Origin of the sequence: Streptomyces sp. NPDC004327, from assembly GCF_042873935.1 — a bacterium.
Classification (GTDB): domain Bacteria; phylum Actinomycetota; class Actinomycetes; order Streptomycetales; family Streptomycetaceae; genus Streptomyces.
The window spans coordinates 1,049,280-1,063,890 of sequence record NZ_JBIAME010000001.1 but is presented as its reverse complement, the minus strand read 5'-3'; the positions used below and the strand labels follow the sequence as shown (position 1 = coordinate 1,063,890).

Sequence of the window (14,611 nt, the reverse complement as noted above, 5' to 3'; positions counted from 1 at the left end):
AGGTGCGAGCCACCTCTCTACGCGTAGCACCTGGGACTCGAAATCCAGGAGCGATTCGGTGACGTTCCAGGCAGGATGCCTCTGTGAACCATGTTCTGTGCGGGCTTGCCGCCAACGTAAGCCTGCCGTCCGAGCTGGTCGACCGGCTGATCGCGGTCGCGGACGCCGAGATTGCTGCGGACCTCGCTCATCGGGCCGGCCTCAGCCACGCGCAGGCGGTGGTGCTGGCCTCGCGTGTCGAGGAAAGCGCTGTGTCGCTTGCGTATGCAGGCCTGCTGACCGCCGCAGACGTTGATCCCGCGACGCAACCGGACGTCGCGCTCGCCCTGCTTGCCGAGCGTGCCGGACGCCCGGAGTGGGCGCGTCTCCTCGCGGAAGATCCAGTCGTCGAGCGCCGGGAGAAGCTTGCCGCCTGCTCCGGCCTTCCGCTCGATGTGGTGGAGATGCTGGCCACCGACTCGGAGGTACAGGTCGTCGCGGAGCTCGCGTTGTGGACGACACCGGAGACGGCCACCAGACTCGCGGCGCATCCGCATGCCGAGGTCCGTCGCGCGGTGGCGGCCAACGAGGCGACGCCACCGGCCGTACTGGCGGCGCTGCTCACCGGCGAGGGGCTGCCACCCGCACAGCGGTGCCTGGTCTGCGACCGTGAATCGACGCCGTTCGTGCACGATCCGCAATGCTCGCGACTCGACTGCAATCTGCTGTCCGGCGCCTCCTGCGACGGCTCCCACGAGTCCACCAGACACGACATGCAGCAGGTGGCGATTCGGAACCCGGCCACACCCACTGAAGCCGTCGTCGGCTTCGTCGGCCACCCTTCGCTGCTGTTGCGCTGGGCGCTCGCCGGCCGCCCCGATCTGCCATCGGAGGTCTGCGCTCGGCTCGCCGTAGATTCGAATCCCGGTGCTCGAGCAGACCTCGCCGAGAATCCGGCGATCGACGACGCCCTGATTCGTGCACTGGCAGCCGACCGTGACCACGAAGTGCGACGCAGGCTCGCCCACAACCCACACATACCGCTCGACGTGCTGACCCACCTGGCCGGCGCTACCAAGATCGGTGCCACTTTGCTGCCGCGGATCGCCTCGGCATCCCCCGACGAGGTCGAGAAGCTGGCCGCATCACCGAACCCAGCCGCGCGGATGCTCGTAGCCCAACGCCGCGATTTGCCACCCGCTACACGCGACGCACTGGCCGCCGACTCCGACGCAAAAGTAGTCAAGTCCATCGCTCCACACCCGGGCCTCTCGGAAGGCCAACTGCGCACCATGCTGGACCGGCACGGAGTCCGGATCGTCGCCAAGGTGGCTTCCAATCCGGACGCGACTCCGGCACTTCTGGAAGACCTTGCCCGGCACGAACCATCGGTGCAGAAGGCGTTCCGCGAGATCGCCCGGCATCGCAATGCGTCGGCACCGGCGCTGCTCGCCTGCCTGGCAGACGCACAGGCGAGGCGTATAGCCGCCAGTCATGCGGCACTTCCGCCGCCGATCATCGAAGAGCTACTCACCGACGCCGACTGGCAGGTGGTGGAGGCGGCAGCCGCCAATCCTTCGCTGCCCCTCGCTGTCATGTCGGATCTGATATCGCGGCTGTAAGCCCTGGCCGCCAAAGAACTCTCTGCCCCGGCAGTCACATCCTGGGAGGCCCTTCGAAGGACCTCCTATTCTTGAACACAAGAACTTGACCGGGAACACCACTCCGTGGGGTAGTTCACCAGCCCGGCGGCGGTGAGAACGGCGCCCAGCCGCTCGCGGTTCGCGCGGGCCTCCTCGCCGATGTTCGCGGCATGGGTGTAGCAGGCGCCGTCGCTCTCCTCCGGGTCGGCGTTCATGCGCGTGCCCAGGTCCAGTTCGCGTCCGTCGGCGTCGGCGAGGGTGAGGTCGACGGCGGCGCCGGCGCTGTGCGGGGCGATGTCGGGCGGTGAGACGTACCTGCTCGCCGCCGAGTGGATCCGCTCGGCGGACCAGCCGGGGTGGGCCGCTCGCAGCTGACCGGCGTACTCCTCGAAGTACTCCCGCTGGAGCGCGGGCGGCCGGTACCCCTCGACGAACAGCAGCCGCACACCGTCCGGAAGCAGCGCCTGGGCCTTGAGCAGCCGTTCGTGGACACCTGACCTCAGGTACGCGAAGGCGTCCGCCGGGTCCTGTTTGCGCGCGTCGACGAGGAGCGATCCGCCGCGGCGGACGTCGACGAGTCCTTCGCCGGACTCGGCGACCGGCACGGCGGCGACCCTCGGGTCCGACATCAACACGATCTCAGTCATGCCACGATCATCTCCCGTGCGGGGGTGTTAGGTTCGGCTCCGTGGCGGATCACCGGGACGAGACCAGGGCGGCCTACGACGGCGTCGTGGAACTTTACGCGTCGAAGTTCGCGAACCGGCTGGAGGAGCAGCCGTTCTCGCGGACCATGATCGGCACCTTCGCCGAGCTGGTGCGCGGGACCGGCAACCCGCGGGCGGCCGACGTGGGGTGCGGGCCCGGGCATCTGACGGCCATGCTGCACGAGCTGGGCCTCGACGCCTTCGGTCTCGACCTCTCCCCCGGCATGATCGACCACGCCCGGCGGGCCCATCCGGCGCTGCGCTTCGACGAGGCGCGCATGGAGGACCTGCCGGTCGAGGACGGCGCGCTCGGCGGCGTGCTGGCCCACTACTCGCTGATCCACACCCCGCCCGCCGAACTCCCCGCGCTGCTCGCCGAGCTGGCGCGGGTCCTGGCACCGGGCGGCCTGCTCCTGGTCTCGTTCTTCGGGACCGACGGGCCCGAGCCCGTCCGCTTCGACCACAAGGTGACCCCTGCCTACAGCTGGCCGGCGGACCGCCTCGCCGGACTCCTGACCGACGCCGGCCTCGCCCCGTTCGCCCGGCTGCTCCACGACCCTGCCTCGGAGCGGGGCTTCCTCGACGCCCACGTGCTGGCGCGCCTGCCGTAGGGTCGGTCGGCCGGCACCCCGTTCGGCGGCGCGTCGGTGTCGTTCACCACCGCGGCCGCAGCGGACCACCGTCACCGTCACGCCGATAGAATCACCGCTAATTGCAGAATTCTTTAATTCGTTAGTTGTCGAGTCGCTCAAGAGCGGCGCGGCCGGAGCAGGAGGTGGCATGGGCACGTTTACCGAGGCGCTGCTGGAACGCGTACGCGTGGCGCGGGCGCGGCTGGCGAAGGCGCGCGAGGACGAGGACGCCTTCGACGCCGCGCTCGCCGCCGACGAGCTGGAGGACGCCCTGCGGCTCGCGCGCAAGCACGGCATCGACGTCGGGGAAGGAGACGACGAGTGATCGCGGTCGTCGGGCACACCGACCTCACCGGCCCGACGCTGGAGCTCCTGGAGGCCGAACTCCGCACCCGGCTCGCCGCGTTCACGCGGGCGGGCCGGGCGGGCCTGGTCCGGGTGGGGCAGGGGCTGCCGCTCATCGCGGGCCGCGCCGCGCGCGCCGCGGGGCTGGCCCTGGAGACCGTCCTGCCCTCGCGCCAGGGGCTGCCGGACATGCTGCGGACGCCCGACCACAAGGCCGCCGGAGAACTGCTGATGCTCTCCCGCACGTTGCGGCTCTTCGACTTCGACCCGGCGGACCGCGCGTCGTGCGTGCGCGCCGACGAGTCGCTGCTCCGGGCCTGCGCCCGGGTCCTCGCCGTGTGGGACGGTTCGGCTGCGGACGGCCGGGACACCACCGCGCACCTCGTGGCCTTCGCCCGCGCCCGCGGCATCCGGGTGGACGTCCTGTGGCCCGACGGCGCCCGCCGGGCCGGGGCCTGAGGGTGGGTACCCGCCCTCCCGACTTTGGGTAGGGATACCCATTGATCCGGCGCGGGCGAGGAGATTGGGTGGGCCCGTGCGCGGTCGCCCAGGCCCGCCCCGCCCCACGCACCGGACGGCGGGAAGACCGAGGAGTTCGATCGTGGTCACCACCCGGATCCGCCCGTGACGGCGCCCGCACACCGCCGTGCCCGTGGTGTGCCGGGCCCCACGGCCGGGGCTGTCGTGAACGGGAAGGGCGGTGATCCTGTGGCCCGGCCCGCCGAACGCGGCGACGGCCCGGAGTTCGTCCGGGGTCACGGCTTCGGCTTCGTCGGCCGCGGCCGGGAGCTGGAGCGGCTCCTGGCGGCGCTGCGGCGGCCCCCGGCGGTCGTCGTGCTGGAGGGCGAGGCCGGCATCGGCAAGTCCCGCCTGGTCCACGAGGCGGCCGCGGTCCTGGCCGCCGAGGGCCGCCCGGTGCTGACCGGCTTCTGCCATCCGCTGCGCGAGCCCTTCCCGTACGGCCCCGTGATCGACGCGCTGCGCGGGACCGGCCCGCTGCTCCCCCCGCCCGGGGACGTCCCGCCCACCGCCGGCGCGCTCGCCCCGCTCCTGCCCGACCTCGCCGGCCGGCTGCCGTCGCCGCCCGCCCCGGCGGACGACCCGCGGGCCCAGCGGCACCGCGTCGTCCAGGGGGTGCGTGCCCTGCTCGGGGCGATCGGACCGGCGGTCGTGGTGGTCGAGGACCTGCACTGGGCCGACGAGGCCACCCGCGAGCTGCTTCTGCTGCTGGCCCGGGACCTGCCGGAGCAGCTCGGCCTGGTGCTCACGCACCGCCCCGAGGACCTGTCGGACGGAACACCGGTCCTCGGCTCGGCCTACCGGCGTCCGCCCGGCGTCGGCGGCGCCTCGATCCGGCTCGCCCCGCTGACCTCGGACGACGTCCGAGCGCTGGTGGCCGACGCCCTCGGCGCCCGGACCGCGGCCGGGCTCGCCGGGGTGCTGTACGAGCGCAGCCAGGGCCTGCCGCTCGTGGCAGAGGAGGACCTGATCACCCTGCGCGAGACCGGCCAGGCCCACGGCCGCGGCGACGTGGCCGCCCGCCTCGCACGCGCCGAGGTGCCGCCGGGGCTGCGCGAGGCGGTCACCGAACGGCTGAACCACCTGCCGGAGGAGGGAGCGGCCGTCGTCGCCGCGGCGGCGGTGCTCGCCGTGCCGGCCACCGAACCCCTGCTCGCGCGGGTCGCCGGCCTCGACCCCGAGCGGGGTGCCGAGGGCATCGTCAGCGCCCTGCGCGCCGCCGTGCTGCGGGAGGGCGACCTCGGGCGGTACTTCTTCCGCCACGCGCTGGCCCAGCAGGTCGCCTACCGCCACATCCCCGGCCCCCGGCGACGGCGGCTGCACCGGAGCGCCGTCGCGGCCCTGGAGGCGGAGTCACCCGCGCCGCTCGTGCAGATCGCGCACCACACCCTGGCCGCCGGTGACCGCGCTGAGTGGGCCCGCCGGGCCGAGCGGGCCGCGGACCGGGCCGTCGCGCTCGGCGACACCGGCACGGCCGCGCCGCTGCTGCACCGGCTGCTCGACGAGCCGGACCTGCCGGACGGCATCCGTGCGCACGCGGCTCTCGCGCTGGCCCGGATCGCGGTCGACGGCACGGACCACGCCGCGAGCGCGGCACGGCTGCGCGTCCTGCTCGACGACCCGCGGCTCGGCACCGGCACCCGTGGGCAGATCCGGTACGCGCTGGGCATCCTCACGGCCACCCACGCCGGCGACCGCTCGGGCTTCGCCGTCGTGGAACAGGCCGCCGCCGAGCTGGCGGACCGTCCGGAAGCGGCCGTCCGGGCCATGACGGCACTCTCCCTCAACGAGTGGGACGGGGCCGCCGGTCAGGCGTGGACCTGGATCCGGCGCGCCGAGCAGGTGCTCCACGCCAGCTCCGACGCCGCCGCCCACGCGACGGTGCGCGCGGACCGGCTGACCCTCCTGGCCCGTGACTCGCGGCCCGAGGTGTGGCGGGAGCTGGACGAACTGCCCCGTGACACGGACGAGCCCGGCGTCACCCGGCAGAACGTCCGTGCCCTGTTCAACGTCGCCGACGCCCTGATCGAGGGCGGGCACGACCGCCGTGCCCGGGAACTCCTCGACGAGAGCCTCCGTTCCGCGGCACGCCACGGCCTGCCCACCATGGAGTGTTACAGCCGGTGCGCCCTGCTGCGCCTGGACAGTCTGGCCGGACGGGGGCCGGACCTGGTGGAGCGGCTGGCCGCGCTGGGGGCCGAGTATCCCGGCATGGCGTTCGTCGGGCTGGAACAGGAATTGATCCTCGGTCGGCTGGCGACGGCACAGGGCCGGTTCGGGGCCGCCGAGCGGCACTTCGACGCCGCCGCGGCCCGCGCCGAGCGGCAGGTCCAGATCAGCACGGCGCAGCGGGCCGCCGCCGGACTCGCCGCCGTGCACCTCGCCCGGGACGCGGCGGGCGATGCCTTCGCCGTCACCTCGGCCGCCCTCGCGGAGCTGCGGCGCAGCGGCATCTGGACCCGCGCCACCGGCCTGGTCCCGGTCGCCGTGCGGGCCGCCCTCGCCACCGGGCACCGCGACGATGCCGCGCGGCTCACCGCGGAGGTCGGGGACGGCCTGGCGGGCCGCGACGCACCGGGCGCCCTCGCCGAACTCGACGTCGCGCGGGGGCTGCTGCTCCAGGAGTCCGATCCGCACGGCGCGGCCGGGCACTTCGAGGGGGCCCGCCGGAGCTGGGCGGAGATCGGCCGGCCGTACGAGACCACGCGCGCAACCGAGGATCTCGCCGGCGCTCTGGCACCCACGAGCGCCGAGGAGGCGGCGGCCCGCCTCGGCGAAGCCCTGGACGCCTTCCTCGGTCTCGGTGCCGGTGCCGACGCCGCCCGCTGCCGCAACGGCCTGCGGCGGCTCGGTCGGGGCCGCCCGGCCGCGCGCGGCCGCCGCGGCTACGGTGCGGAACTCTCGCCCCGCGAACGCGAGGTGGCCGAACTCCTCACGCGCGGGGCCACCAACCAGGACATCGCCCGGACGCTGTTCCTGTCCCCCAGGACGGTCGAGAAGCATGTCGCGCACGTCCTGACGAAGCTCGGCACCACCCGGCGGAACGTCCACCGGGTCTTCCCGGAACCGGCCGCCGCGAGCGGCGCGTGAGCGGTCGGCTCCGGATGGGGGTACGCATCAGAGCCGTCCCCCATGGCCACGGCGTCGCGGCAGGGCGCAGAGTCGTGCCCGGCCGGTGCGCACCCACCCCCCACGGCGCACCGGCCGCCGGCCTCCGTCAGGCGGGCAGGTGCCAGATCTGGTTGGCGGTGGCCTTGCAGTCCCAGATGATCAGCTGGGATCCGGCCAGGCTGGAGCCCGGGTCGTCGAGGCACTTGCCGGACTGCGGGTTCCTCAGGGTGCCGTCGGGCTGGGCGAGCCACTGCTGGGCACCGCTGCCGTTGCACTGGTAGAGCTCGACGAGGGTGCCGTTGGCGGTGCCGCTGCGCAGCACGTCGAGGCACTTGCCGAGGGTGTGGACGGTGCCGTCGCCGGGCAGCGTCCACTGCTGGTTGGCGGCGCCGGTGCAGCCGTAGAGCACGACCGGGTTGAGGTCGGCGGTGCCGCTTCCGCGGTCGTCCAGGCACCAGTTGTTGTAGCCGGTGACCGGTCCGGGGCCACGCCAGACGGCCGGGCCTGAGCCCCAGATGTCGGTGATCGGCGCCGCGGCCGCGGCGTTCCCGAGGTACGGCAGGCCGTACATGTCCTCGATGGTGCGCAGCAGGTTGTAGTGGTTGGTCTTCTCGCTGTAGCTGCCGGGCTTGACGCCGGCGCCGTAGACGAGGGTCGGGATGTGGTTGGCGGGCTGGAAGTCGTCCTCGTCCCAGGTCACGATGAGCAGGCTGTTGTGGGTCTTCGCCCAGTTCGCGTAGCCGCCGACGGTGTTGCGCACCCAGGCGTCGCCGCCCGGGACGTTGCCGTCGTGCATGGACTCGTGTTCGTTGCCGTGGACGAAGGTCACGGTCGGCAGGGCGGCGTAGCCGGCCGCGTCGGCCGGGAAGCCGCAGCCCTGGCCGGGCGTCGGGGACGGGCAGGTGAGCCACTTGTCGACCGGGTTCGGGGCGGTCGCGGTGCCGGGCAGGTCGGCGAAGCGCAGCCACGCGGCGGGAGTGGCCTCGTCGGAGTAGTCGGCGAAGGAGCGGCCGTGGGTGGCGAGCTGGCCGGGCAGGTTGTCGGCGTCGACCGAACCGACCGGCGGCGGGGTGCTGTTGACCAGGCCCTGGGTCGAGCCCGACAGCAGGGCGTAGTAGTTCGGCAGGCTCGGGTGCCACTCGCCGTTCGCGGCGCTGAACGACGCGCCCTGGGCGGCCAGCGAGTTGAGGTAGGGGGCCTGGGCGGTGTTGCCGATGATGCCGTCGTAGGGCTCGTTCTCCATCATGACGACGACCACGTGGTCGGGGGTCGGCACCGCGGGTGCGGCGGCGGCCGGCTGCGCGGCGGTGCCGGTGATCGCGAAGCAGGCCGACAGGGCGGCGGCGAGCAGTCCGCCGAGGGCGCGGCGTGATCGAGGGCGTGTGTCCACGTGTGGGCACGGTGGTTCCTTCGGTGAGGGTGTGGTGTCCCGGGCGGCCGGAGACGGCCGGGGTGCGCCGCGGGAGGAGGCGGCGGACCGGCCGGCGCGTTCGCGCGTTCCGGCGGACCGACGGGTCGGGACACTAGCAGCGATCAATCGCCTCACCGCCCTCTCGGAAATGAATTCCAGGCCACCCTCAGCAGAATTCGACAACCGATTGAGAATTAATCCACTTCACCGGACGAATCGACCTGCCGAGCCGTCACTCCGGACCGTGACCAGGGACTTTATCTCGCCCTCCGCGCAATGAATACGCAGTCTTCCCCATTGACGAATGAATTCTCGGGTATTTCGGAAACACGACGGCCGGGGCGCGTCCGCGCCCCGGCCGGAATCGTGCTCAGGCCAGTTCGACGAGCAGGTCGCCGCCTTCCACCTGCTGGATCCGGGTGATGGCGAGGCGGGCCACCCGGCCGCCCTTCGGGGCCGTGATCGAGGCTTCCATCTTCATCGCCTCGATGGTGGCGACGGTCGCACCGGCCTCGACCTCGTCGCCCTCCGCGACGGCGAGGGTGACCACGCCGGCGAACGGCGCGGCGACGTGGCCGGGGTTGGAACGGTCGGCCTTCTCGGTCACCGGCAGGTCGGCGGCCGCCGCGTTGTCGCGGACCTGGATCGGCCGCAACTGGCCGTTGAGCGTGGACATGACGGTGCGCATGCCGCGTTCGTCGGCCTCGCCGATGGCCTCCAGTTCGATGAGCAGCCGGACGCCGGGCCCGAAGTCGACGGCGTACTCCTTGCCGGGACGCAGCCCGTAGAAGAAGTCCTTGCTGTCGAGGACGCTGGTGTCGCCGAACGCCTGGCGGTGCGCCTCGAACGCCTTGGTCGGACCGGGGAAGAGCAGCCGGTTGAGCGTGGCGCGCCGGTCCTTGGCGAGGCCGTCGCGGTCCTCGGCGGTCAGGTCCTGGACCGGCTTGGGGCCGGCGCGGCCCTGGAGGGCCTTGGTGCGGAAGGGTTCCGGCCAGCCGCCCGGCGGGGTGCCCAGTTCGCCGTGGAGGAAGCCGACGACCGAGTCGGGGATGTCGTACCGACCGGGCGTCGCCTCGAAGTCCTCCGGTGCCACCCCGGCTCCGACGAGGTGCAGCGCGAGGTCGCCGACCACCTTCGACGAGGGCGTGACCTTCACGAGCCGGCCGAGCATCCGGTCCGCGGCGGCGTAGGTCGACTCGACGTCCTCGAAGCGGTCGCCGAGACCGAGCGCGACGGCCTGGGTGCGCAGGTTGGAGAGCTGCCCGCCCGGGATCTCGTGGTGGTAGACGCGACCCGTGGGCGAGTCGAGGCCGGCCTCGAAGGGGGCGTAGATCCTGCGGACGCTCTCCCAGTAAGGCTCCAGGTCGCCGACGGCCTGGAGGTCGAGGCCGGTGGGCCGGTCGGAGTGGTCGGTGGCGGCGACGATCGCCGACAGCGAGGGCTGCGAGGTGGTGCCGGCCATGGAGGCGACGGCGCCGTCGACGGCGTCCGCGCCGGCCTGGATCGCGGCGAGGTAGGTGGCGAGCTGGCCGCCGGCGGTGTCGTGGGTGTGCAGGTGCACCGGCAGGTCGAACTCCCTGCGCAGCGCGGAGACGAGCTTCGCCGCGGCGGGGGCGCGCAGCAGGCCGGCCATGTCCTTGACCGCGATGACGTGGGCGCCCGCGGCGACGATCTTCTCGGCGAGCCGCAGGTAGTAGTCGAGGGTGTAGAGCTTCTCGGCCGGATCGGAGAGGTCGGCGGTGTAGCAGAGCGCGACCTCGGCGACGGCCGTGCCGGTCGCCCGTACGGCGTCGATGGCGGGCCGCATCCGGTCCACGTCGTTGAGCGCGTCGAAGATCCGGAAGATGTCGATGCCGGTGGCGGCGGCCTCCTGCACGAAGGCGTCGGTCACCTCGGTCGGGTACGGGGTGTAGCCGACGGTGTTGCGGCCGCGCAGCAGCATCTGCAGGCAGATGTTCGGTACGGCTTCGCGCAGCGCGGCCAGGCGCTCCCAGGGGTCCTCGGCGAGGAAGCGCAGCGCGACGTCGTACGTGGCGCCGCCCCAGCATTCGAGGGAGAGCAGCTGCGGCATGGTGTGCGCCACCGCCGGGGCGACGGCGAGCAGGTCCTTGGTGCGCACCCGGGTGGCGAGGAGCGACTGGTGGGCGTCGCGGAAGGTGGTGTCGGTGACGCCGATGGTGGGCGACTCGCGCAGGCCTCGCGCGAAGCCCTCCGGGCCGAGCGCGGTGAGCCGCTGCTTCGACCCGGCCGGCGGTGCGCCGGCGGGCAGCGCAGGCAGCTTGGTGGTGGGCGCGACGAGTTCGGGCCGCGGGCCGTGCGGCTTGTTCACGGTGACGTCGGCGAGGTAGGTGAGCAGCTTGGTGCCCCGGTCGGCCGAGTGGCGCGCGGTGAGCAGGTGGGGCCGCTGCTCGATGAAGGCGGTGGTGACGTGCCCGGCCTGGAAGTCCGGGTCGTCGAGCACGGCCTGGAGGAAGGGGATGTTGGTGGACACGCCCCGGATGCGGAACTCGGCGACGGCGCGCCGGGCGCGGCCGACGGCGGCCCTGAAGTCCCGGCCCCGGCAGGTCAGCTTGACCAGCATCGAGTCGAAGTGGGCGCTGACCTCGGTGCCGGCGTGCGTGGTGCCGCCGTCGAGCCGGATGCCGGAGCCGCCCGGCGAGCGGTAGGCGCTGATCATGCCGGTGTCGGGGCGGAAGCCGTTGGCCGGGTCCTCGGTGGTGATGCGGCACTGCAGCGCGGCGCCGCGCAGCACGACGGACTCCTGCGCGAGGCCGAGGTCGGCGAGGGTCTCGCCGGCGGCGATGCGCAGCTGGGACTGCACCAGGTCGATGTCGGTGACCTCCTCGGTCACCGTGTGCTCGACCTGGATGCGCGGGTTCATCTCGATGAAGACGTGGTTGCCGTCGCGGTCGAGGAGGAACTCCACGGTGCCGGCGTTGCGGTAGCCGATCTCACGGGCGAACCGCACGGCGTCGTCGCAGATGCGCTGGCGGATCGCCGGGTCGAGGCCGGGGGCCGGCGCGAGCTCGATCACCTTCTGGTGGCGGCGCTGCAGGGAGCAGTCGCGCTCGTACAGGTGGATGACGTTGCCCTCGCCGTCGGCGAGGATCTGCACCTCGATGTGGCGGGGGTCGACGACGGCCTTCTCCAGGAAGACGGTGGCGTCGCCGAAGGCGGACTCGGCCTCGCGGGCCGCCGCCTCGATGGACTCGCGCAGTGTCGCCGGGTCCTCGACGCGGCGCATGCCGCGGCCGCCGCCGCCCGCGACGGCCTTGACGAAGACCGGGAAGCCGATGTCCTGGGCTGCGGCGACCAGTTCGTCCACGTCGGTGGAGGGCGCCGAGGAGCCGAGCACGGGCACGCCGGCCGCGCGGGCGGCGGCCACGGCGCGGGCCTTGTTGCCGGTCAGCTCCAGGGTCCGCACGTCCGGGCCCACGAAGGTGATGCCCGCCTCCTCGCAGGCGCGGGCGAGTTCCGGGTTCTCGGAGAGGAAGCCGTAGCCGGGGTAGACCGCGTCGGCGCCGGCCAGCCGGGCGGCCCGGATGATCTCCGCCACGGAGAGGTACGCCCGCACCGGGTGCCCGGGTTCCCCGATCTCGTACGCCTCGTCGGCCTTCAGCCGGTGCAGCGAGTTGCGGTCCTCGTGCGGGAAGACGGCGACGGTGCGCGCTCCCAGTTCGTAGCCGGCGCGGAACGCGCGAATCGCGATCTCCCCGCGGTTGGCCACCAGCACCTTGCGGAACATTCTGATCCCTTCACCGCTGCCTCGTTTCCGTCACGCTAAGGGCTGCCCTTGCGCCGCCTGAAGGTGCCGGCTCAGTGACATGGATCATCGGGCCTCGCACCCCCCGGGTGGCACAGAATGGGGTCCGTCGTGACGCGTGCGCCGTACCAACCGGTAACTTCTTCCAGTTCGCGGCGCAGGGCGGCGTCGATGCCGCCCCTGCTCCAGTACCACCGGCACAGCCGCGGCACGCGCGCCGCGTCCGCATCGGTGTCGTACCAGGCGAACTCCGCGCGGTGGGCCGCGTAGGCGTGGGCGCCGAGCACGTTGAACTCCGAGAAGCCCCGGGGCGGCCGCCCCGCCACGTAGCGGTCCAGCGGCATCCCGTGCCGCTCCAGACAGAGCGCGCGCACCTGCGGGTAGAGCTGTCGCGGATAGGTGAACGGCGGCTGCTGCATGAAGTCGTGGGCGACCGGACGGCCCAGGAACTCCTCCGTCGGGGCGAGCCAGGGCCGGTGCCGGCCGAGGCGGGACACCGCCCGGCGGACGATCCACGGCCGGCCGCCGGCGTCCAGCAGGTCGGCGGGCGAGACGGGACGGGTGAAGACGACGTCCGAGTCGACGTGGCAGATCAGCCCGGCGTCCGTGCACTCGTCCGCGTACAGCTTGGTCACCTGCTGCCCGAGGTAGTCGTCCCGGAAGTCCGGGCAGACCAGCAGCCGTACGCCGCCGCCGACCGCCCGGCGCACCGCTGCCGAGCCGGTGCGCGGCGTGACCACGACCACCTCGGCGAAGCCGTGGCACCACCGCTCGATGGCCGCGAGCGCGTAGCCCAGCCAGGTGACATCGCGGTGGTAGGTGCGCAGGAACAGGGCCGTCCGCTCGCTACGGTGACCCACGTGTCCGCGTCCGTTCCCGCCTTCTGGTGCCGGGTGCCCAGCCAGGGCAACGTCGGTGACCGGCTCACCCCGTGGCTGATCCGCCGCATCTCCGGCGCCCCGGCCCGCTGGGTCGCTCCGCACGCGCCGGGCCGCAAGCACTTCGTCACGGGCAGCGTGGTCGCGCTCGCCGGGCCGGGCTGCGTGGTGTGGGGCGCGGGCGTGATGGAGGCCGGCGAGCGCGTCGATCCGCGGGCCGAACTGCTCGCCGTGCGGGGGCCGCTCACCCGCGAGGCGGCCCTGCGCTCGGGCGCCGCCTGTCCCCCGGTCTACGGCGACCCGGGGCTGCTCGTGCCGAGGTTCCTGCCGCGGCGCCCCGTCCGCGCGGGCGGCCGGTGCGTGGTCGTCCCGCACTTCGCGGACAAGGCGCGGGCCCGGCGCGGTGTCCCGGCGCGCTGGCGGCTCGTCGACGTGCAGTGCGGCGTCGAGGACGTCGTGGAGCAGCTGACGGGCGCCGGCCTGGTCGCCTCGTCGAGCCTGCACGGCATCGTCCTCGCCCACGCCTACGGGATCCCGGCCGTCTGGATCAGGTTCCGTGACCTGCCCAGCGGCGACGACAGCAAGTTCCACGACTACTTCCTCTCCGTCGGCGTTCCGGTGCCGCCGCCCCTGCCGGTCGGTGCCACCGGCGCGAACCTGGACACGGTCGCACCGGCCGACTTCGCGACGCTCCCGTCGCACCTGCCCGACCTCGACCTGCTCCTGGAGAGGTGTCCCTTCCGATGACCGGACGAGGCGACGAAGACCAGGACGGCCACGACGGCCACGACAGCCGTCGCGACGACGACCGGGATCCGCGGCGGGTGCTGCGCGGCATCCGGGACGCGAACTACCACCACCCCGGCATCCGTTGCCTGCGGCTGTTCACCGCCGACGCCCCGACCCTGCGCGGGCTCGTCGCGGAGGTGGCCGAGCTGCGCGCCCGGCACGCTCCTTCGCTGGCCGGCGCCCCGGGCCATGTGACGGCCTGGGCCGGACCGCGCGGCCGGGTGGAGCAGTTCAGCCTGCTCAACGCCTCGGGCCGCTGCGACGACTTCTCCCGGGACCACGACCTGTCCTGCTTCGGCAAACGCTTCCACGACCGCACGCGCTACCCCGCGCTGGCCGCGCTGGCCGGGGCGCTGCCGCACCTGGTGAACTTCCGGGTCAACGTCCTCGGCCCGGGCGCCGCGCTCGCGCCGCACGAGGAGCACAGCGTCGTACTGTCGCGGTCCGGCACCGTCGGCGTCCGGGCCCGCTTCCATCTGCCGCTGGTCACCGGCCCGAAGGCCACGCTCCTGCTCGACGGCGACGTCCACCGGCTGGAGGCCGGGACCGTCTACCTGGTCAACCACGGCTGTGTGCACGCGGCCGGGAACGCCGGGGCCGCGGACCGGATCCACCTCGTCTGGGACATGCTGGGGACGGCCGCCGCCGCCGAGGTGATGTTCGGTACGGGAGCGGTGCCCGCCGGCTTCACGCGCGCCCGGGCACGGGCCGTGCGCCCCGTGGGCCGGCGGTCGGTCACCCGGTGGGAGCGGATCGCGCCGCAGGTCGCGGAGGCCGGGGCACGACACGTCGGCTACCTCGATCCGCAGTAGCCGGCCCCTTCGCCGGGCCGGC

The 14,611-nt window shown here is 73.5% G+C and carries 11 protein-coding genes; 7 read left to right on the top strand and 4 right to left on the bottom strand.

Annotated elements, in window-relative coordinates:
• The first annotated feature begins 83 nt into the window (after window positions 1-83).
• Window positions 84-1,601, top strand: coding sequence for a hypothetical protein (locus ACFYU9_RS04605; protein ID WP_389342325.1), 1,518 nt, complete (start codon window positions 84-86; stop codon window positions 1,599-1,601).
• Between the two features lie 65 nt (window positions 1,602-1,666).
• Here ACFYU9_RS04605 and ACFYU9_RS04600 read toward each other — a convergent pair whose 3' ends face one another.
• Window positions 1,667-2,269, bottom strand: coding sequence for a M15 family metallopeptidase (locus ACFYU9_RS04600; RefSeq protein WP_389342322.1), 603 nt, complete (start codon window positions 2,267-2,269; stop codon window positions 1,667-1,669).
• A gap of 41 nt (window positions 2,270-2,310) precedes the next feature.
• Here ACFYU9_RS04600 and ACFYU9_RS04595 point away from each other — a divergent pair, with 41 nt between their 5' ends.
• From ACFYU9_RS04595 to ACFYU9_RS04580, 4 genes are all read left to right on the top strand, one after another.
• Window positions 2,311-2,940, top strand: coding sequence for a class I SAM-dependent methyltransferase (locus ACFYU9_RS04595; protein ID WP_389214665.1), 630 nt, complete (start codon window positions 2,311-2,313; stop codon window positions 2,938-2,940).
• A 169-nt stretch (window positions 2,941-3,109) separates the two neighbouring features.
• Complete coding sequence (locus ACFYU9_RS04590) at window positions 3,110-3,286, top strand: hypothetical protein (RefSeq protein WP_389214668.1); 177 nt, start codon at window positions 3,110-3,112, stop codon at window positions 3,284-3,286.
• Window positions 3,283-3,765 carry a hypothetical protein gene (locus tag ACFYU9_RS04585; protein ID WP_389342319.1) on the top strand — a complete coding sequence of 161 codons (483 nt, stop codon included), beginning with the start codon at window positions 3,283-3,285 and terminating at the stop codon, window positions 3,763-3,765. The genes ACFYU9_RS04590 and ACFYU9_RS04585 overlap by 4 nt, the downstream gene beginning before the upstream one ends.
• Before the next feature lie 249 nt (window positions 3,766-4,014).
• Window positions 4,015-6,915 carry an ATP-binding protein gene (locus ACFYU9_RS04580; RefSeq protein WP_389342316.1) on the top strand — a complete coding sequence of 967 codons (2,901 nt, stop codon included), beginning with the start codon at window positions 4,015-4,017 and terminating at the stop codon, window positions 6,913-6,915.
• 127 nt (window positions 6,916-7,042) lie between these two features.
• On the opposite strand, the gene ACFYU9_RS04575 is transcribed toward ACFYU9_RS04580, so the two are convergent.
• The 3 genes from ACFYU9_RS04575 to ACFYU9_RS04565 all read right to left on the bottom strand — a co-directional run bounded on the left by ACFYU9_RS04575 (window position 7,043) and on the right by ACFYU9_RS04565 (window position 12,970).
• The gene (locus ACFYU9_RS04575) at window positions 7,043-8,326 is read right to left on the bottom strand and encodes an alkaline phosphatase family protein (protein WP_389342313.1); all 1,284 of its coding nucleotides are present in this window, start codon (window positions 8,324-8,326) and stop codon (window positions 7,043-7,045) included.
• A 391-nt stretch (window positions 8,327-8,717) separates the two neighbouring features.
• The gene (locus ACFYU9_RS04570) at window positions 8,718-12,092 is read right to left on the bottom strand and encodes a pyruvate carboxylase (protein ID WP_389342310.1); all 3,375 of its coding nucleotides are present in this window, start codon (window positions 12,090-12,092) and stop codon (window positions 8,718-8,720) included.
• 71 nt (window positions 12,093-12,163) lie between these two features.
• On the bottom strand, window positions 12,164-12,970 hold the full coding sequence (locus ACFYU9_RS04565) for a hypothetical protein (RefSeq protein ID WP_389342307.1): 807 nt from the start codon (window positions 12,968-12,970) through the stop codon (window positions 12,164-12,166).
• Here ACFYU9_RS04565 and ACFYU9_RS04560 point away from each other — a divergent pair, their 5' ends adjacent.
• The gene (locus tag ACFYU9_RS04560; RefSeq protein WP_389342304.1) at window positions 12,971-13,735 is read left to right on the top strand and encodes a polysaccharide pyruvyl transferase family protein; all 765 of its coding nucleotides are present in this window, start codon (window positions 12,971-12,973) and stop codon (window positions 13,733-13,735) included. It abuts the gene before it with no gap.
• Window positions 13,732-14,589, top strand: a complete 858-nt coding sequence (locus ACFYU9_RS04555) for an aspartyl/asparaginyl beta-hydroxylase domain-containing protein (RefSeq protein ID WP_389342301.1) — start codon at window positions 13,732-13,734, stop codon at window positions 14,587-14,589. The genes ACFYU9_RS04560 and ACFYU9_RS04555 overlap by 4 nt, the downstream gene beginning before the upstream one ends.
• The last annotated feature ends 22 nt before the right edge of the window (window positions 14,590-14,611 follow it).